The sequence below is a fragment of the Nocardia neocaledoniensis genome (assembly GCF_029868625.1).
Taxonomy (GTDB): Bacteria; Actinomycetota; Actinomycetes; order Mycobacteriales; family Mycobacteriaceae; genus Nocardia; species Nocardia neocaledoniensis_A.
Window position 1 is genome coordinate 20,942 of sequence record NZ_JARWOJ010000095.1, and the last position, 20,014, is coordinate 40,955.

Annotated in this window: 19 protein-coding genes and 1 pseudogene; 9 read left to right on the forward strand and 11 right to left on the reverse strand. The window is 71.0% G+C overall.

The window, feature by feature from the left end:
• Window positions 1–56 precede the first annotated feature (56 nt).
• A complete protein-coding gene (locus QH270_RS06570) occupies window positions 57–1,193 on the reverse strand; it encodes an ACT domain-containing protein (RefSeq protein ID WP_280339528.1) in 1,137 nt (378 codons plus the stop codon).
• Window positions 1,194–1,395: 202 nt separating this feature from the next.
• On the opposite strand from QH270_RS06570, the gene QH270_RS06575 reads away from it, so the two are divergent.
• On the forward strand, window positions 1,396–2,652 hold the full coding sequence (locus QH270_RS06575; RefSeq protein ID WP_280339529.1) for an aspartate kinase: 1,257 nt from the start codon (window positions 1,396–1,398) through the stop codon (window positions 2,650–2,652).
• 55 nt (window positions 2,653–2,707) lie between these two features.
• Window positions 2,708–3,562: an alpha/beta fold hydrolase gene (locus tag QH270_RS06580; protein ID WP_280339530.1), complete on the forward strand. Its 855-nt coding sequence runs from the start codon at window positions 2,708–2,710 to the stop codon at window positions 3,560–3,562.
• Here QH270_RS06580 and QH270_RS06585 read toward each other — a convergent pair.
• Entirely contained in the window at window positions 3,555–4,265 is a 711-nt protein-coding gene (locus QH270_RS06585; protein ID WP_280339531.1) for a GNAT family N-acetyltransferase, read from the reverse strand. The two genes, QH270_RS06580 and QH270_RS06585, sit on opposite strands and share 8 nt — an antisense overlap.
• 776 nt (window positions 4,266–5,041) lie before the next feature.
• Here QH270_RS06585 and QH270_RS06590 point away from each other — a divergent pair.
• Window positions 5,042–5,332, forward strand: a complete 291-nt coding sequence (locus QH270_RS06590; RefSeq protein ID WP_280339533.1) for a hypothetical protein — start codon at window positions 5,042–5,044, stop codon at window positions 5,330–5,332.
• Between the two features lie 69 nt (window positions 5,333–5,401).
• Here QH270_RS06590 and QH270_RS06595 read toward each other — a convergent pair whose 3' ends face one another.
• Window positions 5,402–6,241, reverse strand: a complete 840-nt coding sequence (locus tag QH270_RS06595; protein WP_280339534.1) for an SDR family oxidoreductase — start codon at window positions 6,239–6,241, stop codon at window positions 5,402–5,404.
• A 104-nt stretch (window positions 6,242–6,345) separates the two neighbouring features.
• Here QH270_RS06595 and QH270_RS06600 point away from each other — a divergent pair, with 104 nt between their 5' ends.
• Window positions 6,346–7,083, forward strand: a complete 738-nt coding sequence (locus QH270_RS06600) for a PaaX domain-containing protein, C- domain protein (RefSeq protein WP_280339536.1) — start codon at window positions 6,346–6,348, stop codon at window positions 7,081–7,083.
• Window positions 7,084–7,307: 224 nt separating this feature from the next.
• On the opposite strand, the gene QH270_RS06605 is transcribed toward QH270_RS06600, so the two are convergent.
• Both QH270_RS06605 and QH270_RS06610 read right to left on the reverse strand, forming a co-directional pair.
• Window positions 7,308–8,573, reverse strand: a complete 1,266-nt coding sequence (locus QH270_RS06605) for an NADH:flavin oxidoreductase/NADH oxidase family protein (protein ID WP_280339537.1) — start codon at window positions 8,571–8,573, stop codon at window positions 7,308–7,310.
• A 102-nt stretch (window positions 8,574–8,675) separates the two neighbouring features.
• Window positions 8,676–9,527, reverse strand: a complete 852-nt coding sequence (locus tag QH270_RS06610; protein ID WP_348537636.1) for a TetR family transcriptional regulator — start codon at window positions 9,525–9,527, stop codon at window positions 8,676–8,678.
• A gap of 123 nt (window positions 9,528–9,650) precedes the next feature.
• Between QH270_RS06610 and QH270_RS06615 the strand changes: the two genes are divergently transcribed.
• Genes QH270_RS06615 through QH270_RS06625 form a run of 3 tightly spaced genes read left to right on the forward strand, consistent with a single transcriptional unit; the run spans window position 9,651 to window position 12,615 of the window.
• Window positions 9,651–10,859, forward strand: coding sequence for an acyl-CoA dehydrogenase family protein (locus QH270_RS06615; RefSeq protein WP_280339539.1), 1,209 nt, complete (start codon window positions 9,651–9,653; stop codon window positions 10,857–10,859).
• Between the two features lie 11 nt (window positions 10,860–10,870).
• The gene (locus QH270_RS06620) at window positions 10,871–11,875 is read left to right on the forward strand and encodes a phosphotransferase family protein (protein ID WP_280339540.1); all 1,005 of its coding nucleotides are present in this window, start codon (window positions 10,871–10,873) and stop codon (window positions 11,873–11,875) included.
• The gene (locus tag QH270_RS06625; RefSeq protein ID WP_280339542.1) at window positions 11,872–12,615 is read left to right on the forward strand and encodes an SDR family NAD(P)-dependent oxidoreductase; all 744 of its coding nucleotides are present in this window, start codon (window positions 11,872–11,874) and stop codon (window positions 12,613–12,615) included. Before QH270_RS06620 ends, QH270_RS06625 begins: the two co-directional genes overlap by 4 nt.
• Window positions 12,616–12,621: 6 nt before the next feature.
• On the opposite strand, the gene QH270_RS06630 is transcribed toward QH270_RS06625, so the two are convergent.
• Together QH270_RS06630 and QH270_RS06635 are read right to left on the reverse strand one after the other, a co-directional pair.
• A complete protein-coding gene (locus QH270_RS06630) occupies window positions 12,622–13,602 on the reverse strand; it encodes an AurF N-oxygenase family protein (RefSeq protein WP_280339543.1) in 981 nt (326 codons plus the stop codon).
• Window positions 13,603–13,713: 111 nt separating this feature from the next.
• Window positions 13,714–14,562 (reverse strand): SDR family NAD(P)-dependent oxidoreductase, encoded by an 849-nt coding sequence (locus QH270_RS06635; protein ID WP_280339544.1) that lies wholly within the window; start codon window positions 14,560–14,562, stop codon window positions 13,714–13,716.
• 55 nt (window positions 14,563–14,617) lie between these two features.
• Between QH270_RS06635 and QH270_RS06640 the strand changes: the two genes are divergently transcribed.
• Window positions 14,618–15,601: an alpha/beta fold hydrolase gene (locus QH270_RS06640; RefSeq protein ID WP_280339545.1), complete on the forward strand. Its 984-nt coding sequence runs from the start codon at window positions 14,618–14,620 to the stop codon at window positions 15,599–15,601.
• Here the strand turns inward: QH270_RS06640 and QH270_RS06645 are convergent.
• Window positions 15,583–16,173, reverse strand: a complete 591-nt coding sequence (locus tag QH270_RS06645; protein WP_280339546.1) for a dihydrofolate reductase family protein — start codon at window positions 16,171–16,173, stop codon at window positions 15,583–15,585. The two genes, QH270_RS06640 and QH270_RS06645, sit on opposite strands and share 19 nt — an antisense overlap.
• The gene (locus QH270_RS06650) at window positions 16,170–16,988 is read right to left on the reverse strand and encodes a metalloregulator ArsR/SmtB family transcription factor (protein ID WP_280339547.1); all 819 of its coding nucleotides are present in this window, start codon (window positions 16,986–16,988) and stop codon (window positions 16,170–16,172) included. Before QH270_RS06650 ends, QH270_RS06645 begins: the two co-directional genes overlap by 4 nt.
• Before the next feature lie 116 nt (window positions 16,989–17,104).
• On the opposite strand from QH270_RS06650, the gene QH270_RS06655 reads away from it, so the two are divergent.
• Entirely contained in the window at window positions 17,105–17,845 is a 741-nt protein-coding gene (locus tag QH270_RS06655; protein WP_280339548.1) for an HAD family hydrolase, read from the forward strand.
• Here QH270_RS06655 and QH270_RS06660 read toward each other — a convergent pair.
• Both QH270_RS06660 and QH270_RS06665 read right to left on the reverse strand, forming a co-directional pair.
• The gene (locus QH270_RS06660) at window positions 17,792–19,015 is read right to left on the reverse strand and encodes a peptide synthetase (RefSeq protein WP_280339549.1); all 1,224 of its coding nucleotides are present in this window, start codon (window positions 19,013–19,015) and stop codon (window positions 17,792–17,794) included. The genes QH270_RS06655 and QH270_RS06660 overlap by 54 nt on opposite strands.
• Window positions 19,016–19,042: 27 nt before the next feature.
• Window positions 19,043–19,918, reverse strand: a pseudogene (locus tag QH270_RS06665) (NAD-dependent epimerase/dehydratase family protein); the annotation flags it as partial.
• Window positions 19,919–20,014: the final 96 nt, after the last annotated feature.

Sequence of the window (20,014 nt, forward strand, 5' to 3'; positions counted from 1 at the left end):
CGCTGATCGGGAACGCCCCCGGCGTCCTCGCGCGAGGAGGGGCGCCGGGGACCTCGCTACACGTCGTCGGTGCCCTCGACCCGCCAGCGGGTGAGAACGGCGCGTACACACGGTGTTTCGGCGAGCGCGTCCACCGTGTCGGCGAAGGCGGAGTCGGGGGCGCGGTGGGTGAGGATGATCAGATGGGCGTCGGGGCCGTGGTGCTCCTGGCGCACCCGGGCGATGCTCACGGCATGGGCGGCGAAGGTCGCGGCGACCTGGGCCAGGGCGCCCGCGTGGTCGGTCACCGCGAGGTTCAGGTAGTAGCGGGTGGGGGTGTCGCCGAGCGGGGCGAGGGGGAGTTCGGCGTAGTAGGAGGCGCGCGGGGCGCGGCCGCCGTGCACCCGGTTGCGCGCCGCCGTGATCAGATCACCGAGCAGTGCCGAGGCGGTCGCCGCGGGGGTTGCGGTGCCGTAGAACATCAGCCTGCCCGCGGCCGCCGCGTCGACGGCCACCGCACCGTACGGCGCCGCCACCCCGGCCAGCGGGTCGGTGGCGGGCAGCAGCGCCGGATGGACCCGGACCGAGATCTGTTCCTTGCCACCCGCTTCGGGCTGCTCCACCACGCGTGCGCACACCACCAGGGTGCGCAGGCGCAGGCCGAGCGCCTCGGCGACGGCGCGGTCGTAGCCGGGCGCGGGGCCGGGATCCTCGACGTACACGTCGCCGACCTCGACCCTGGTATGGAAGGCCAGGGTCGCCAGGATCGCCGCCTGCTCGGCCGTGCCGCGCCCGGGTTCGCCGGGGAAGACGCCGAGCACCTGGTGCACCCGGTCGCCCGCGAGTGACTGGGTGAGCGGCCGCACCACCGGGACCCCGCCCGCCACCGCCGCTTCGAAACACAGGTCGGCGCCGTACTGTTCGGCCGCGGCGGCCAGCCGGGGACCGTGTTCGGCGATCAGCGCGGTGTTCGCGGTGATCACCGACCGGCCCTGCCGGAGTGCGTCGAGCACCGCGGTCACCGATCCCGCGTCCGAGGTCGCGTCGACCACCAACTCCGGCTCTCCGTCGACCGTGAGCTCCGCTCCGGCGCGTTCGCGCAGGTCACCCCCGGACTCCCGGAGAATGCGCACGACCTCTTCGGCGAGCGCGCCCGCGCCGAGGACGGTGACCCCGAGTGCGGGCCGCGGGGAACGAGAGAGCTGATGGGTCATGGGAATTCGCCTAACCGCCGAGAGGTGCCGAGCCGGGAACGAACGCCGCTCGCGCCACCCCCGTGCAGCCAGTATCGCGGCCGAAACGATTCGGCGGCAGTCGTTTTCACCACGAATCTGGACAGCCGTGCCAGAAATCCCTGGATACTCGGAGGGGTCACGCGCGGAATCACGCGTGGACGAGCACGGGAGAGGACACGGTATGGCCCTGGTTGTGCAGAAATTCGGCGGATCATCGGTGGCGAGCGCGGAGCGGATCCGGCGGGTGGCCGAGCGGATCGTGGAGACGAAGAAGCAGGGTCACGATGTGGTGGTGGTCTGCTCGGCGATGGGCGACACCACCGATGAACTGCTCGACCTGGCGGGTCAGGTGGCGCCGGCGCCGCCGCCGCGGGAGATGGACATGCTGCTGACCTCCGGGGAGCGCATCTCGAATGCCCTGGTGGCCATGGCGATCCACTCGCTCGGTGCCGAGGCCAGGTCGCTGACCGGTTCGCAGGCCGGGGTGATCACCACCGGCGCGCACGGCAACGCCAAGATCATCCAGGTGGATCCGGACCGGGTCCGGCGTGCCCTGGACGACGGGGAGATCGTGCTGGTCGCGGGGTTCCAGGGGGTCAGCCAGGACAGTCGCGACATCACCACGCTGGGTCGCGGCGGGTCCGATACGACCGCCGTCGCGCTGGCCGCGGCGTTGCGCGCCGATGTCTGCGAGATCTACACCGATGTCGACGGGGTGTTCACCGCCGACCCGCGCATCGTCTCCGACGCGCAGAAACTCGACCAGGTCTCCTACGAGGAGATGCTGGAGATGGCGGCCTGCGGATCGAAGGTCCTGATGCTGCGCTGCGTGGAGTACGCGCGGCGCTATCACGTGCCGGTGCACGTGCGTTCGTCCTACACCGACACCATCGGCACCACGGTCTTCGGTTCGATGGCCGACATCCCGGCCGACCAGGCGGTGCTGACCGGCGTGGCGCACGATCGCAGCGAGGCCAAGATCACCGTGGTCGGCCTGCCCGACGAACCCGGCTACGCGGCACAGGTCTTCCGGGCTGTCGCCGATGCCGAGATCGGTATCGACATGGTCGTCCAGAACACCGGCACCGGCCGCACCGACATCACCTTCACCCTGCCCGCCGCCGACGGCGACAGGGCCTTGGCGCTGCTGCGCGAACGTCGGGCCGACATCGGATTCACCGATGTGCGCTACGACGACCGTGTCGGCAAGGTGTCGCTGATCGGCGCGGGCATGAAGAACCATCCCGGCGTCACCGCGACGTTCTGTGAGGCGCTGGCGGCGGCGGACATCAATCTCGATCTCATCGCCACCTCCGAGATCCGCATCTCCGTGCTGGTGCGCGACACCGACCTGGATGACGCGGTGCGCGTGCTGCACCGCGCCTTCGATCTGGGCGGCGCCGAGGTCGCGGTCGTGCACGGCGGAACGGGGCGTTGACCCTCGACTGACTAAGCGGTAATTTACCGTTCAGTCAATCGAGACGGAGGTTCCTGTGAGCGCACGGCTGAACTCGTACACCCGGGCCGGATTCCGATTCGACGTGGTGGATACCGGTCCGGTGGACGGCCCGGTCGTCGTCGCGCTGCACGGTTTTCCGCAGACGGCGACCTCGTTCACCGAGTTCAGCGCGTTGCTCGCGGACCGCGGCTACCGCACCGTCGCGCCGAACCAGCGCGGCTACTCGCCGGGTGCCCGGCCACGTGGCCGGGCCGCCTACCGGATGCCGGAACTGGTCGCCGACGTGGTCGAGCTGATCCGCGAGATCGACCGGGGACCGGTGCATCTGGTCGGCCACGACTGGGGCGCGATGGTGGCCTGGTCGCTCGCGGCGGCCCGGCCCGACCTGGTCCGGACGCTGGTGACGGTGTCGGTGCCGCACCCGGGCGCGTTCCTGCGCTCGATGGTCGGCAGCGATCAGCTGTTCCGCTCGTTCTATATGGGCCTGTTCCAGATCCCGGTGCTGCCGGAGCGGCTGCTGACCGCCCGGCCCGGGGTGCTGGACCGGGCGCTCACCGCCACGGGGATGTCACCGGAGGTACTGGCGCGCGTGCACAGCGAGATCGTCGACACCGGCGCGCTGCCCACGGCGCTGAACTGGTACCGCGCGCTGGTGGTCCCCGGCAACCGGACCCTGTCGACGGTGTCGGCGCGGGTGCCGGTGACGCACGTGTGGAGTACCGGTGACACGGCGCTGACCCGCCGCGGGGCCGAGCTGACCGAGCGCTATGTCATCGGTGACTACCGCCTGGCGGTGGTCGAGGACGCCTCGCACTGGTTGCCCGACGAGCGCCCGCTCGCGCTCGCCGAGCTGGTCACCCAGCGGATCGAGTCGGTCCCGGTCAGCTGATCGGCGCCGCCAGCGGCCGCAGGGCCTCGGCGGTGGCCGGGATCAGCGGCGCGCGCCGCACCCGCGCGGCGAGTTGCTCGGTGATGCGCAACCGTACCCCCGGCCACTCGTCGTGCAGGATCGAATAGAACGCGGTGTCGCGGACCGCTCCGTCGAGTCCGCGCGAATGTGCCCGGCGCACACCGTCGCTCACCGCGCCGAGGCGTTCGATCGCGGCCCGCGAGCGCAGGTTGCGGGCGTCGGCGCGCAGGGTCACCCGGCGTACACCCCACCCGTCGAAGGCGTGGGTGAGCATGAGCAGTTTGGCCTCGAGGTTGACCACGCCGCCGCGCACCGCGGGCGTGAGCCAGGTGTTGCCGATCTCGACGGCGTCCGGGATCGACCCGCCGGGCAGCGCGGTGACCGGTTCGGCCGACAACGGCCAGGTCAGCGGGCCCTGCCAGTAGTCGAGCCGGGTGAATCTGGTCGCCCCGACCACGCACTCGTCCTCGACGGTGACGATCGCGAACGCCAGCGTGGTGCCCGCCAGTTGCGCGGCCTCGGCCTGGAAGACGTAGGTGCGCGCCTCCTGCTCACCGTGCGGGACGATGGTGAACCCGGCCGGGCCGAGGGCGGCGGCCGCGGCGGCCAGGCCGGGCACATGGTGGGGTGCGAGAGGTTCCAGCCGTGCGATGCGGCCGTGGAGGATAACGGGTGCGGGCATGGTGACCGGCGTCCTTCGTCTGAGAGGGTCGCCGAAAGCACGAGGCGTGGATCTCACGCGGCACGTGATTGCGGCGAAGCGACACGAACGATCCAGCAGCATCGAAAAATAACTGGATGGACGATAGCGGACGTGACGCGTTCACCAGCGCGAACCGACGGAATGTCGGGCCCGGAAATCGCCGCTGTCCGTAGCGGTCGGCAAGGTGCGGTGGTCGACGACCGCGCGCAAGTCGTCGTCGCGGAACACGACGGGATCTCGGCATGGTTTCGCCCTCTGTGACACTCGAGAACCGTTCCCGGCGCGTGGGTTCCGATCGCGCGGGCGAGGTCGGCGGGGCCGGATGGTTACGGCGCCGTGAAGGAGGGCGATGCCGGTCGCGGCTGTGTCGCAGTGGTTCGGAGCACGTTTCCGCACGTCAGAGCCGTAACGGTTGTATAAATCACACGGCTGTGCGCATGCTGGGCAAACGTCCGATTGGTGGGGTGTTTCGCCAGTTCCGGGGGCTGTTTGCCGGAAATGTAACGCGCGTTATCGCTTCGTGTCGAACAGGTGTTCTATGTGATGCAGATCACATCATCTGTCATTCGCTACTGATAGCTGGCACGCTCGTAATTGCTGAACGTTAACCGTTCGTGATCAAACGGCAGGGTCGGTGCGGACCCTCTGCCACGGACGACCCGCCCGTCCGCTCCGGCGTGAAGGGCCACGAAAGATCCATTGCGGATCACCTACCGGCCGCGTCGGGACGGCTGCCCGGAAGGGACCTCATGGTTATGAGCAGCATCTACTTCGAATCGAACAGCAAACTGTCAGTTACCGCACGCGAGCGCCGCGACGCCGCGACAGCGGACGCCGATACCACCATCGCGCCCTTGGCCATGCCGGGCCTGATCATCGGCCTGCTCCTGGTCGGCCTCGGCCTCGCCGCCCTCGTGCGACTGGGGGACTGGGTCGGCGACTACGGCCCCGTGCTCGTCGGTCTGGCCTACGTCCTCTACCTGGGGGCCGCGGGCTGGCTCCTGTGCTGGGGTGCGCTCACCGTCCGATCCCTGCACCGCCACTGATCATCCGTTTCCGCCGAGCCGTCGTGCGAACGCGCACGACGGCTGGCCCCTCTCCGTGGTCAGGTCGGGTCAGGCCTGCGGCGGATCGACGAAGATGTCGTACTCGAGTTCGCCGGCGCCGCCGTAGCCGGACAGGTCGGTGATGCCGTGCTCGCGCAGCACGTCGACATCGAGGAAGGTGTTGCCGGTCGTCGTGCGCGCGTCGCTGCCCAGGATCGCGACCGCGGCGTCCGCCACGATCTCCGGCGTCCGCGCCTTCGCGACGGCCTCGTCACCGCCGAGCAGATTCTGCACCGCGGCGGTCGCGATGAGCGTCTGCGGCCACAGGCAGTTCGCGGCGACGCCGTGCTCGGCGTACTCGGCCGCCCAGCCCAGCGTCAGCAGCGACATCCCGTACTTGGCCACCATGTAGGCGGGGTGCGAACCGAGCCAGTGCGGCGCCAGGTTCAGCGGCGGGGACAGGCTCAGGATGTGCGCGTTCTCGCTGCGCCGCAGATGCGGCAGGCACGCGCTGGAGAGCAGGTAGGTGCCGCGGATCTGGATCTGCTGCATCAGATCGAAGCGCTTGACCGGCAGCTCCTCGGTCGGGGCCAGGGCGATCGCCGAGGCGTTGTTCACGCAGTAGTCGATACCGCCGAAGCGCTCGACGGTGCGCTCGACGGCCTCGCGCACCGACGCCTCGTCCCTGACATCGCCGACCACGGCCAGCGCCTGACCGCCCGCGGCCTCGATCTCCGCGGCCGCGGTGTGGATGGTGCCGGGCAGGCGGGGGTCCGGAACATCGGTCTTGGCCAGCAGGGCGATATTGGCGCCCTGGCGGGCCGCGGCGACCGCGATCGCCAGTCCGATGCCGCGGCTGCCGCCGGACATGATCATCGTGCGCCCGGCCAGGGGGAAGGCGGCGGTCATGGGGAGCTCCTTGTCGTCGGCGGCGCGCCGGGTGGCGCTGATGCCACCGAACGTTACATATTCGAAACGGCCGTGGCAATAGTGAAATATGTAGACTCGACCGCGTGCAACCCCTCGTGACCGGGCCCGATACCGGTATCCGTCCGGTCTCGGCCCGCTCGGCACTGGTCCGGATACTCATCGCCGCCGATTCGCCGACGATGACCTCCCGGCAGATCTGCGCGTCCACCACCGCCGTCGGCTACCCGGAGTCGACCGTGCGGGTAGCGGTCTCGCGCATGGTCGCCGCCGGTGAACTGCGCCGCGAGAATCGCGCCTACACCCTCGCCCCCGGCTTGCGGGCGCGGCGCGTGGAACTCGCCGCGCCGCCGGAACGGCCGTGGGACGGGGAGTGGGAACAGGTCGTCGTCACGGCCAGTGGCCGCCCCGCCGCCGATCGCGCCACCCTGCGCGCCACCCTGCTCGCCCTGCGGCTGGCCGAGCTCAGGGAAGGCGTCTGGATGCGGCCTGCCAACCTCGAGCGGGCATGGCCCGCCGCGCTGGACGACGTCGCGATCCGGCTGCACACCCGCCCCGTCGACGAACCGGAGCGCCTGGCCGCGCGCCTGTGGTCGCTGGCCGACTGGTCCGCCCGCGGCCACGCGCTGCTCGGCGCCATCGAAACGCCCGACCCCACAGTCAAATTCGCGGCCGTGTGCGCCGGTCTCGATCACCTCACGACCGATCCCGTGCTGCCCGCCGCACTCCGTCCCGCGAACTGGCCCGCGGCCGACCTGCGCGCGGTGACCGCCGCCTATCTCGCCTGGTTCGCCACGTTGAGCAGGGAATCCGCCGCGCCGTAGCCGCTCCGGTTTCGGCTGTGCGCCAGGACATTCGAGTCGGTGCGGATCCCGTGTGGGCCGGTGCCCCGGGGACAGGACACGGTGTCCGCCGCGCGTTGTCCGGTGTGTGGTTACCGGACTAAGGCGCCTCTCGCGTCTAGCATGGACCCTGCCGTGCGACGTGGCGGCGCCGCATGGTGCATGGGGAAGGACCCGCCCCGAGAACGTGGGGGCGGGTCGCACCATCATCGGCGGGATCGGCCCGCGCTCCTTTTCGGTTGCAGCGCACCGGGTCCCATTCGCAGCGTCGCCGAGGCGACGGTCCGCCACCAGCGCCGCGCCGGATCGGGATCCTTGCCCGCACCGAGACGATGCAGCTGATCGGTGTGCCACTGCAGATCGACCACGCTGTCGAGGCTGCGTAGGTCACCGAACCGGCCGACCAGCCCGCGCGCCCCGCCCCAGCGCACGCTCGACGACGGCAAGCGCTCCAGCCCGCGCTCCAGCAGCGCCGTCCCCGCGTCGGGCGTCAGACAGGCGGGTCGCCCCAATCCGACCACCGCGCAATCACCGGTCGACACCGCGTCCGCCATGGCCGACCTGGTCCGGAAGCCGCCGGTGACCGCGATCGGCACCGTCCCCGCGACGTCGCGCACGGTCCGCGCGTAGGCCAGGAAGTAGGCCTCGCGCGCCGCGGTCGACGCGGCGACCGTGCCCATCATCGCGGGTGACTCGTAGGAACCGCCGCTGACCTCGATGAGATCGACGCCCTCCGCGACCAGTGCCCGCACCACCTCGCGCGACTCGTCCTCGCTGAAGCCGCCGCGCTGGAAGTCGGCCGAATTCAGTTTCACCGCGACCGCGAATCCCGGGCGCACGGCGGCGCGCATCGCCCGCACGATCGCCAGGACGAACCGGCGTCGCCGCGCCGCGTCGCCGCCCCATTCGTCCTCGCGTCGGTTGGCCAGCGGGGAGAGGAACTGGCTCACCAGGTAGCCGTGCGCCGCGTGGAGCTGCACCCCGTCGAAGCCGGCCGCCTCGGCGATACCCGCCGCCGCGCCGAACCGCGCGATGAGGGCCAGGATCTCGGCGTGGCTGAGCGCGCGCGGCCGCACCGCGCCGGGCACCGCGGCCCTGAGCGCGCTCGGGGCGACCGGACGGGACCGTCCTGCCAGCGAATGTGCCTGTCTGCCAGGGTGATTGATCTGCATGAACAGCGGCGTCGCGGTCGGCCGGAAGGTGTCGGCCCAGCGGGTGAGTTCGGGCAGGTGCCGGTCGTCGGCGATCGCGACATTGCCCGGCTCGCTGAGGTGCTGATGGTCGACCGTCACATTGCCGGTGACCACCAGTCCGAAGCCGCCGTCGCGCCAGCGGGTGTAGAGCGTCTCCAGCCGCCGGGACGGTGCGCCGTCGGGGCGCCCGAGCGTTTCGCTCAGCGCCGATTTCATCAGCCGGTTGGGCAGGGTGACCCCGCACGGCAGGGTCAACGGATCGTCGAGCCGAGCAGTCACGGCGACACCTCCACTGTGCCGGTCACCATGCCGCGACCGGACGCTGTCAGCGCGACCCTAGCAGCCCGGATCGGTGGCCCGACAGCCTCGATTCGGCCGTCCTCACCGGCCGATACCGAGCAGTCCGAGCGCGAATCCGGCGTAGTCGGTGGCGATCTGCTCCGGCGTGGCCGGACCGTCGAGGCGGAACCACTGGGGCAGCGACGTGCACATGGTCGAGATGGCGCGGCCCGCGGCCCTGGCGTGCACGGTCGGCAGGCCCGCCTCGGTGAGCGCGGCATCGATGTCGGCGTCGAGCAGGTATTGCAGTTCGTTGCGGGAGGCGGCGATGCGGCGCCGGTTGCCGGGGGTGAGGCTGCGCATCTCGCTGGCGCCGATGAAGGCCAGTTCGCGGCGGTGGGTGTGGAACAGCGCCAGCGCCTCGACCACCGCGACGACCCGGTCGCGGCCGCTGTCCGCCGAGCCGCGGGCCGCGCCGACGCGCCAGTGCAGTTCGTCCATGGTCAGGTCGAGTGCCCGGACGAGCAGGTCCTGCTTGTCGCGGTAGTGGTGGTAGACGCCGGGCACACTCATCCCCGCGCGCTGCGCGATCTCGCGCATGGTCGCGCCGTGATACCCGGTCTCGACGAAGGAGTCGATGGCCGCGGCGAGGACGGGATCGATCGCGAGCGGCGGGAAGGCGCGCCATGCCCGCTCCGGTTCGGCCTCGGCCTGCCGTGCCGGGGCCCGGCGCCGGGTGGTCGGTTCACCCAGCAGCGCGGCCGTGGTGGTGCCGAGCGCGCCGGCCAGGTCGCGCAGCCGGGCGACCGAGACGCCGGTCTTGCCGTTCTCGACCGCGCTGAGCGTGGCCGCGCTGACCTCGACGCGCCGTGCGGTCTCCCGCAACGACAGTCCCGCCGCGAGCCTTGCCCGCCGTATCCGCGCGCCGATCTCGGCGCCGTCAGCTGTCTTCACGGTGTTCAGGATACCTGAACATTTGCCAACGTCGCACCAGCGTGGTTGACAGCTCATCGGCTTGCGTGCGATCGTTCCCGTGTTCAGGACCGAGCGAACGTTCGGCAGTGAGGAGCGGGTTCCGTGGCGGTAGATCTGTCCCATTCCGACGAGGTGCGCCAGCTCGTCGAGCGCACGGGGGACTTCATTCGCGGCGTGGTGGTCCCACTCGACGACGCCAACGACGGCGATATCGCCGCGGCCGGTGGTGACGCGCTACGCCGCGACTTGCAGCAGCAGGCCAAGGCCGCGGGGATCTTCGCCCCGCACGCGCCGGTCGAGTTCGGCGGCCTCGGACTGGGGATGTCGGACCGGGCCCCGGTCTTCGAGGAAGCCGGCTACTCCCTCTTCGGCCCCACCGCGCTGAACATCGCGGCGCCCGACGAGGGCAATGTGCACATGCTCGCCCACATCGCCGATCCCGCACAGCGCGAACAGTTCCTGGCGCCGCTGGCACGCGGTGACGTGCGCTCGGCCTTCGCGATGACCGAGCCCGCCCCTGGCGCCGGGTCCGATCCCACGGCGCTGCGGACCCGTGCGGTGCGGGCCGAGGGCGGCTGGCGGATCAACGGCCACAAGTGGTTCATCACCGGCGCCGACGGTGCCGCGTTCTTCATCATCATGGCCCGCACCTCCGGTGAGCCCGGGGAGCGTGGCGGCGCCACGATGTTCCTCGCTCCCGCCGACACACCGGGCCTGCGGGTGGGCAGGCACATCGACACGATGGACAAGTCGATGCTCGGCGGCCACTGCGAGGTCTTCTTCGACGATCTGCTCGTCCCCGACTCCGCCGTCCTCGGCGAGGTCGACCTCGGTTTCGACTACGCCCAGGTGCGGCTCGGCCCGGCCCGGATGACCCATGTGATGCGCTGGCTCGGCGCCGCGCGCCGCGGTCACGACATGGCGGTGGCGCGGGTGGTCGAGCGCGAGGGCTTCGGCTCGCGGCTCGGCGATCTCGGCATGATCCAGCAGATGATCGCCGACAACGAGATCGACATCGCCGCCACCAGGGCGCTGCTGACCCGCGCCTGCTGGGAGCTCGATCGCGGCGAGACCGCGGCGAACGCCACCTCGATCGCGAAGACCTTCGCCGCCGAGGCGATCGTCCGGATCGTGGACCGCAGCATGCAGATGTGCGGCGGCCTCGGCGTCGCCGCCGACCTCCCGCTGGCGCGTCTGTACCGCGAGGTGCGGCCGTTCCGCATCTACGACGGCCCCTCCGAGGTGCACCGCTGGGCCATCGCCAAGCGCGTGGTGAGCGCGGCCAAGCGGGCCCGGAGGGCCGCCGAATGACGTTGCCCGGCATGGATGTTCCCGCTCTCGACCGCTTTCTGCGCGACCACGGCGTCGACGTGCGCGGCCCGCTGCGGGTGGAGCTGATCAGCGGCGGGCGGTCGAATCTGACCTTCGTCGCCACCGACGGGGCCTCGCGCTGGGTCGTGCGCAGGCCGCCGGTGGCCGGTCTGACCCCGTCCGCGCACGACATGGCGCGCGAATACACCGTGACCACCGCGCTGCGTGATTCGGCGGTGCCGGTCGCGCGGCCGATCGCCTTCGACGCGGACGGCGCGGCGCTCGGCGCGCCGATGACCGTCGTGGACTACGTCGACGGCCGGGTGGTCCGCGATCAGGACGACCTCGCCGCACTGACCGACGACGAGGTCGCCGCGAGCGCCACCGAACTGGTGGGCGTGCTGGCCCGGCTGCACGCGATCGACCCGGCGGCCGTCGGCCTCGAGAAGTTCGGCAGGCCGACGGGATTCGTCGAACGCCAGGTGAATCTGTGGGCGTCCCAATGGGATCGGGTCAAGACGCGCGAGCTGGCCGATGTCGCGACCCTGCACGCCGCGCTGGTGGAGGCGATTCCGCGACGCTCGGCGGCCGCGATCGTGCACGGCGACTTCCGGATCGACAACACGATCCTCGACGCGGCCGATCCCCGCCGGGTGCTGGCCGTCGTCGACTGGGAGATGTCGACCCTCGGTGATCCGCTCACCGATGTCGCGCTGATGTGTGTCTACCGCTCGCCGGTGTTCGACCTGGTCCTCGGCTCGTCGGCCGCCTGGACCAGCGACCGGATGCCGTCCGCGGACACCTTGGCCCAGACCTACGCGCGCGCGGCGGGCCGTGACCTCGACGACTGGGGCTTCTACCTGGCGCTGGCGAATTTCAAGCTCGGCGTGATCGGTGAGGGCATCACCCATCGGGCACTGCGGGGCTCGGACTCGGGCGCGGCCGCCGAACGCGTCGCCGAGGCGACCCCGGAATTCATGGCGGCGGGACTGCGCGCACTGGAGGGACGAGAATGACCACGACCAAGACCGCACTGATCACCGGAGCGTCCCGTGGCATCGGCCTCGGCATCGCGCATCGCCTCGCCCGGCAAGGCTGTTCACTCACCATCACCGCGCGGGACGGCGCCCGGCTGGACGCGGTCGCCGCCGAACTGCGCGCCGGCGGCGCCCCCGAGGTCCACACCGTCGCCGCCGACATGGCCGACGACGACGCCCTCGACCGCGTCCTGGCTTGCCACGCCGACCGGTTCGGCGCCATGTCGGCGCTGATCCTGAACGCGGGTGTCGGCACGGCGTCGCCGATCGAGGAGGTCACGACGCGACGCTTCGACAAGACCGTCACGGTGAACCTGCGGGCGCCGCTGCACCTGATCCAGGGCGCGCTGCCGATGCTGCGCGTCGCGGCGTGCGCCGACCCGGAGCGCGGCGCGAAGGTCGTCGCGCTGTCCTCGATCACCGGCGTGTACGCCGAGTCGGGGCTGGCCGTCTACGGCGCCACCAAAGCCGCCCTGATCTCGCTGCTCACCACCCTGAACGCCGAGGAGTCCGGCAACGGCATCGCGGCGACCACCATCGCGCCCGGCTATGTCGACACCGAAATGAGCGCGTGGATCCACGACCGGATTCCGCCGGAGCGGATGCTGGCGGTGAACGACGTGGTCGAGATGGTCGACGCCGTACTGCGCCTGTCGGCGCGCGCGGTGGTGCCCTCGATCGTGCTCTCGCGCGCGGGCACCGACGGTTACCGGGCCTGAGCGGGCTCAGGCCGTGCGGCGCAGGGGTTCGCTGCGGTAGCGGGCGTTGCCGCCGTCGATCTTCAGCAGCTTCCACAGCTGCCTGGTGACGGGGTTCATCAGTCCCAGATCGTCGGCGAGCGCGCGCATGTCGCCGAAGAATCCGCTGAGGATCTTGCGGCTGGTGGGGCTGCGCCAGAACGCGTCGGCGAACACCTCGTCGGGAATGTCGAACTTGCGCGCGAAGGATTTCGACGGCTTCACCAGTTCGTCGGCGAGCCAGCGCATCGCGATCGGGAACGCGACCGCGCAGACCGCCGTGCTCACCGGGTTCATCCGCGCCAGGTGGGCGCGCAGGAACTCGTTGGCGAAGCTGATGTGGCGCGCCTCCTCGGCGATGTGGATCTCCATGATCCGCAGCAGCGTGGGCTGGGTGGCGCTCCCCGAGCGGATCAGCGCCTTCTGGTAGTGGTCGATCGGCTCCTCGCCACCGAGGATGCCGATGAACAGGATCACCCAGAAGTAGCCGCCCGCGACGCCGATGAACGGGGAGGCGATCCGGAACAGCGGCCGCATGCCGGGGACGTCGTCACCGATGCGGTTCACCAGCTCCTGGAACATCTGGATGTGGTTGCACTCCTCGGTCATCTCGTGGAGGCAGTAGCGGAATTCGGGCGAGCCGTTGGGCAGCGCCATCGCGTACTGCATCATGCCGCGGATGAGGATGGACTCGAAGGCCAGCCCGACCTTGGCCGCGTTGGCCTGCCGCCACCGGCCGATCTCGATCTGCCGTTCGAGCGGCAGCTCCTGGTACCAGCGGGTGGCACCGAGCGGGTCGAGGTCGGGCGAGAGCACCCAGCGCGGATCGTCGCGATCCACGGCGAACTCCGGGGAGTCCCAGTCGATGTCGAGGTAGGGGTCGAATCGGCGGTGCACCGACCCCTCCGACAGCGTCGCGAGGGTGTCGGCGTAGGCGGGATTGCTGGTCGCGGTCTTCGAGAACGTCATTGTTTCTCTCCATCGTCACAAGGATCGCCGGTGTGTGGGCGAGGTCCCTGATCTGAATGTAACGCACTGTCTCACGTATTTCCAGGGGAGAAACGACAGGTCCCGACCGGCTCAGTCGGCGCGCGGGACACGTCCGTCGACGTCGGTGAATCCGTAGTCCACGGCGAGGTCGGCGACCTTCCACGCCTTCCCGGCGCGGGCGCCGCGCCCGGGGTCGGCGGCCAGCGCGACGACCGCGCGGCCGGCGAACCGGGGCGTCTCGGCGGCATCGAGATCGAAGGTGCCTTCGCCGGGCAGGGTGACCTCGCGGCGGCCGTGCTCGTCGGCCGGGATCAGCTGCAGCAGTTCGGTGTTCACGATGCCGGGCCAGATCGAGACCGCCGTCGCGCCGGTGCCGTCCAGATCGTGGGCGAGATCGGCGGTGAGCCGGTCCAGCGCCGTCTTGGCGACGCCGTACACGGCATTGTGCATGTAGCGCTCGGCGCCGGGGGACGAGACGTTGACGATCAAGCCCGCCGACTCGATCAGCAGCGGCGCCGCGAGCACGCTGGCGACGTAGTGTGACCGCACGCCGATGTCGAAGGTCTCGTCCCAGGCCTTCGCCGGCACCTCCCAGAACTTGCGGCCGAGCCAGCGCGCGGCGGCGGGGGAGTTGTAGACGTTGTTCACCAGCACATCCAGGCGCCCCTGCTCCGCGCGCACCTGGGCGAACAGCTGCTCGACCGCCGCGTCGTCGGTGTGATCGCACACCACCGCCACGCCGCGCCCGCCCAGCGCGGTGACCTCGGCCGCGGTGTCGTGCACCGTGCCGGGCAGTCGACCCGTGGCGGTCGTGCGTCCGGTCACGTACACCGTCGCCCCGGCGGCGCCCAGTTCCAGCGCGATGCCTTTGCCGATGCCGCGACTGGCGCCGGTGACGACGGCGACTCTGCCGCCGAGAATCTCGGGTGTTCCGCTCATGGCCTCCAGACATTACCGTCAAAATAGGAACACGTTCTAGAAATGGGAGACGGTAGTGGAGCTGACCCGACGATTCCTGGACACCGGCGGTGTCCGGATGCACGTCACCGAACAGGGGCAGGGGTATCCGGTGGTGTTCTGCCACGGCTTCCCGCACACCTCGTACCTGTGGCACCGCCAGCTCGCCGCTGTCGCCGCCGCGGGATACCGGGGCGTCGCGCCCGATCTGCGTGGCTACGGACGCACGGACGCGCCCACCGACGTGGCGGCCTATACCAACGAGGCGGTCATCGGTGATCTGCTGGCGCTGCTCGACGATCTCGGCGCCGAGCGGGCGGTCTTCGTCGGTCTCGACTTCGGCGCCCAGCTGGTGTGGGAGCTGGCGCTGCGCGAGCCGGGGCGGGTGGCGGCGGCCGCGGTGCTGAACAATCCGTTCTCGCCACGACCGCCGCGCGCGCCGTCGGAGTTCTGGACGAAGGCCGCGCAGCGGCACTTCCTGCACCTGGCTTACTTCCAGGAGCCCGGAGTGGCCGACGCCGAACTGGCCGCCCGGCCGCGCGAATTCCTCGCCCGCGTCTACTACTCGCTCTCGGGTGACTACCACTACCTCGACACCTGGCAGAACCCGCCGGGACTCGGCTATCTGGACGTGTTGCCGAAGGCGCCGGATCTGCCGTGGCCGTGGCTCAGCGAGGCCGAATTCGACACCGTGGCCACGGAATTCGAACGCACCGGCTTCACCGGTGGGCTGAACTGGTATCGCAATCTGGACCGCAACTGGGCGCTCACCGAGGCGTTCGCCGGTGCGAAGATCGACGTGCCGACCTACTTTCTGTACGGCGAGAACGACCCCGACATGGAGGGTTTCAGCGGTCGTGATCCGCTCGCGACGCTGCGCGCGAATGTCACGGATCTGCGTGCGGTGGTGCGGGTTCCGCAGGCTGGGCACCTGGTGCAGCTCGAGCGGACCGACCTGGTCGACGCGTTCCTGCTCGACGCGCTGCGCGATCTCGGGGTGCCTCAGCGGACGCGGTCGTAACGCACGGCGACCTCGCCGAGTTCGCCGACATCGTGGCGGGCGACGCGCCACCGCGTCCCCGGCAGGCCGTCCTCGAACAGTCGCGCACCGGAACCGGCGATCTCCGGGGTGACCAGCAGGTACAGCCGGTCGACGAGGTCGGCGGCCAGGAGATCCTTGATGACGGTGGGGCTGCTGTTGACGAGGATCTCCCCGCCGTCCTCGGTCCGGAGCGCGGAGATCACCTCGGCGGCGGGCGTGTTCACCACGCGGGTGCGGTCCCACGGCGCGGCGGCGAGGGTGGTCGACAAGACGACCTTCTCGGTCTCGATCAGCCACTTCGCGTAGGCGCGGTCGCGCGGATCGGCGGTGTCGTCGGCGGCGACCGTCGGCCAGTACGCGAGGAAGCCCTCGGCATTGCGGCGGCCGAGAACGGCGGTCGTCGCGTTCTCCCAGATCCGGGTCAGGTGGTCGCGGGCGACCTCGGTCGTGGCATAGCGGACGATCGCGTCGGCGTCGGTGGGGCCGCCGGGGCCGTGGTAGCGGCCGTCGATGGTGAGCGCGAGGTTGGCGGTGACGAGGCGGGTGGTCATGGGGTGGGGCCCTTCTGCTGATCGAGGTCGATGGTGTGGGCGAGGTTGTCGAGCACCTGCCCCCAGCCGGTCGCGATGCCGGCGACGTAGGGGGCCGCGGCGACGGCGGTGTCGGTGATGGTCAGGTCGACGCGCAGGTGGGTGCCGTCCGCGCGCCGGTCGAGGGTGAGGTCGTAGCGGCCGGTGAACGAGACCGCGCCGGTTGCGTCCAGGACCGACAGGTCGAACATCAGGCGCCCTGGCTCGTCGGCGCGCCGGACGCGTCCGGCCGAGGCGTAGACGTGGCCGTCGGCGTCGCGGTAGTCGAGGACCGCTCGGCCGCCCGGGACCGGGTCGAGGGCGCAGGCGGTGACGGTCATCGACGGCGGGGCCCACCACGCACCGAGCAGCTCGGCGTCCACCCAGTACCGCCACACCGTCTCGGGCGACGCGGCAAGCACGCGCTCGAAGGTGAAGGTGCGCCCGTCGGCCCATCGGTCCTGGTCGGCGGCGAGGGTTTCGGCCTCGATGGCCGCGCGATAGCGCTCCACCACGTCGCGTTCACCGGCATTCGCGGCGGCGGTATCCAGCAGCGCGCGCAGCCGGTGTTCGAGCGCGCGCAGGGGCGCGGCTTCCAGTGCGTAGACGCGGCGCTGTCCGAGTGGGAACACCGTGACCAGCTCTGCCTTGGCGAGGGTCTGCAGGTGCTTGGTGGTCTGCGGCTGGCGCAGGCCGGTGAGCTCGGCCAGCTCGCCGACCGAACGCGGTCGCTCGGCGAGGAGTTCGACGATGCGCCACCGCGCGGCGTCTCCGAGTGCTGCTGCTGTCGCTTCCACGCAGCAAAGTATTCCCGACAAAGAATATTCCAGTCAAGGAATATTTCTGACATCGCCGTGGCCAGGGCTTCTGCCCTGTGTCATGCTCGGAACGCGCCGAGGCGAAGGAGGGTGCCGTGCCGATCCGGGGTGTGCTGTTCGATGTCGACGACACGCTCTTCGACTACTCCGCCTCCGACGCGGCGGGCCTGCTCGCGCAGTTGCGCCAGGAGGGGATGCTCGATCGGTTCCCCGACCCCGCCGCCGCGGTCGACCTGTGGTGCGGGATCACCGAGACCGAATACCCCCGGTTCGTACGCGGCGAGCTGAGCTTCACCGGCCAGCGGCTGGCGAGGGCGCGCGCCTTCCTGTCCCACGTGTGGCGCACCGACCCCGTCGCCATCCCCGAGGCCGAAGCCATCGCCTGGTTCGAGGGCTACACCGCGCACCGCCGTGCTGCCTGGGCCGCGTTCCCCGACGCCGCGCCGCTGCTGGAAACCCTGGCGCCCGCGTTCCGGCTCGGCATCGTCTCGAACGCGGCCGTGCCGGCGCAGCGCCGCAAACTCGAGGCCGTCGGCCTGCTGTCCTACTTCGGTGACCGGCTGGTGTGCAGCGAGGAGCACGGCGCCGGGAAGCCGGACGCGAGCATCTTCCACGCCGGATGCGCACTGCTGGAACTCGATCCGGGCGAGGTCGCCTACGTCGGTGACCGGTACACCATCGACGCGATCGGCGCGCAGGACGCCGGGTTGCACGCGTGCTGGCTGGATCGCGCGAATCTCCGTGGCCGCACCGGTATCCGGCCCGGCATCCATGTCATCGGGTCATTGACCGAGCTGCCCGCTACCTTCCCCGGCCACCGAATTCCCCTGGGGTAGTTCGGATTCCAGCATCGCGGTGATCCGGTCCAGCAGGGCCTCCAGTCGCGTCGCGATGCCGTCGCCGTTGCGGGCCGAGACCGTGAGTTCGGTGTGCCCGTCGAATTCGGTGAGCCCGAACAGCAGCGGCATCGCGACGCTGTGCTGCGGCAGCACGAACAACCCGGTGGGTCGGAAGCCGGGTACCGCGAGTTCGTCGGCGCCGCTGCGGCCCATGTGGGATACGGTGGCCGAGGCCAGGTTCCGGCCGAAGCGGGCGCCCAGCCAGTTGGTGGTGTGCAGGATGCCCCGGTTCACCGCGTCGGGGACCAGTGTGATCCGGGTGTTCGCCAGCTGATTCAGCTCACGGTCGGCCGCGAGGCCGGACTTGATGCGGTCCTTGACCTCGGTCCAGTCCTGGCCGGGCGCCAGATCCAGGAACAGCGGCAGCGCGAGATTGGCGGTCGAGCGCAGCGCGGGATCGTGCCTGCGCAGGTCGACCGGCATCATGATCCGAGACGGCCCCCTGGTCTCGGCGGCCAGCAGCGCGCAGACCCGCGCGAGCGCGCCCGGCCCCGCCGCCTCGATCCGCCGGTGCCGCAACAGATGCCGGGGCGCGCCCCGCCGCTGCCTGCCCGCCCCGACCGCGCTGCGATACCGGGGCACCATCGGCGTCGGCTTGCCGGGAGCGCCGAGCCGCCCCACGAGTTCCTGGTCGGCGATCGGGTCCCGCTGCGGGACCGGTTCCTCCCCGCGCAGGGCGCGCAGGACATTGGTCGCCCACAGCACCATTCCCATGCCGTCCATCACGCCGTGGAAGACCCGGAAGATCAGGGTCACCGGTGCGCCGGTGAGCAGCAGCACCTCCACGGTGGCATCGGGGGTGGGGCCGATCGGGCTGGTGAGCACGGGATCTGCCTCGAGTTCCGGCGCCCACAGCACGTGTCCCGGCACCACCCGCACCGCGGGCGCGATGCCGCTGTCGACCCAGTCGGTGCCGCGCCGCACCAGGCGGGCGCCCGGCGTGACGGCGGCCGCGGTGGCCACCGCTCGGCCCAATCGCTCCGGGTCGATCTCGCCGTCCCCGGGAATGACCAGCTGCATGAGAAACGGCGGCGCGAGTTCCCGCATGGGAAAGTACATGCGCTCGGTGGTCGAGATCGGTCGACGGAAGACGCTGCCGCCGTTCATGATTGCCTCCGGAGTGTCGGGCGGTGTCTACCGCAGGCCCGCGGTGAGCGTCTCGACGCCCCCGCGGGCCTCGAGCCAGGTCAGGAATTCGGCGAGCCCGGTCTCCCGGTCGGTCACCGGTGTGTAGCCGAGGTCGCGCCGCGCGGCGGCGGTGTCGTAGGTGGCGCTGCGGGTCATCAGCGCGACGGCGTAGCGCGACAGCGGCGGAGACCACCGCGTCGCCACCGCCGGAATCCGCCACACCGCCTCGATCAGGGCGACCACCGCGGCGAGTACCCGCGGATTCGGCCGCCGCGTGGGCGGCTGGTAGCCGAGCCGGGTCGCGACCTCGCCGAGAAATCTCCAGACGTCGGTCTTCTCGGCATCGGCGATGAAATACGGCTTCCCGCCGACAGCCGTCGCGGTCAGGGCCAGCTGACACGCGCGCACGATGTTGTCGACGTGGCACAGGGAGGCCTGCACCGTCCGCCCGGCGGACAGGTCGGGCAGCCTGCCCGCCGCCGTCCGGCCGAGCAGCCGCACGATGGGGCCCGACCGGTCACCCGCGCCCCAGATGGCGCGCGGGCGCAACGCGAGCGTGGTGAACTCCGGGGTGTTCGCCGCGAGGACCGCGCGTTCGGCGGCCGCTTTGGTCTCGGAGTAGTGATTGAGGTACCGGCGCGGATACGGCAGCGACTCGTCGACGTCGAGCTGGTCGCCGCCGTCGCGGTCCATCAGGGCGCTGGGGCTGGAGATGAACACGAAGCGGCGCGCGCCGCCGCGCCGGGCGGCCGCGACCAGTTCCTCGGTGGCGCGGACGTTCTCGAGCCAGAAGCGGGCCCGGGTGCCCCGTTCGTCGACCCGTGCCGCGCTGTGGATCACCACGTCGACACCGTCGGCGGCGGCGCGCCGGGACGCCCGGGCGGCGAGATCGCCCTACACCCGCCCCCCCCGGAACCCCCCGGCGCCGCGCTCGGGGGGCCCGCAGGTGGGGCGCCCCACCCCCCCCCCCCCCTCTGG

Excerpts from the sequence above, each read along its gene's own strand:
- QH270_RS06570 (WP_280339528.1), bottom strand. The coding sequence starts at position 1,193 with ATGACCCATCAGCTCTCTCGTTCCCCGCGGCCCGCACTCGGGGTCACC.
- QH270_RS06575 (WP_280339529.1), top strand. The coding sequence starts at position 1,396 with ATGGCCCTGGTTGTGCAGAAATTCGGCGGATCATCGGTGGCGAGCGCG.
- QH270_RS06585 (WP_280339531.1), bottom strand. The coding sequence starts at position 4,265 with ATGCCCGCACCCGTTATCCTCCACGGCCGCATCGCACGGCTGGAACCT.
- QH270_RS06590 (WP_280339533.1), top strand. The coding sequence starts at position 5,042 with ATGAGCAGCATCTACTTCGAATCGAACAGCAAACTGTCAGTTACCGCA.
- QH270_RS06595 (WP_280339534.1), bottom strand. The coding sequence starts at position 6,241 with ATGACCGCCGCCTTCCCCCTGGCCGGGCGCACGATGATCATGTCCGGC.
- QH270_RS06620 (WP_280339540.1), top strand. The coding sequence starts at position 10,871 with ATGGATGTTCCCGCTCTCGACCGCTTTCTGCGCGACCACGGCGTCGAC.
- QH270_RS06625 (WP_280339542.1), top strand. The coding sequence starts at position 11,872 with ATGACCACGACCAAGACCGCACTGATCACCGGAGCGTCCCGTGGCATC.
- QH270_RS06630 (WP_280339543.1), bottom strand. The coding sequence starts at position 13,602 with ATGACGTTCTCGAAGACCGCGACCAGCAATCCCGCCTACGCCGACACC.
- QH270_RS06635 (WP_280339544.1), bottom strand. The coding sequence starts at position 14,562 with ATGAGCGGAACACCCGAGATTCTCGGCGGCAGAGTCGCCGTCGTCACC.
- QH270_RS06645 (WP_280339546.1), bottom strand. The coding sequence starts at position 16,173 with ATGACCACCCGCCTCGTCACCGCCAACCTCGCGCTCACCATCGACGGC.
- QH270_RS06660 (WP_280339549.1), bottom strand. The coding sequence starts at position 19,015 with ATGAACGGCGGCAGCGTCTTCCGTCGACCGATCTCGACCACCGAGCGC.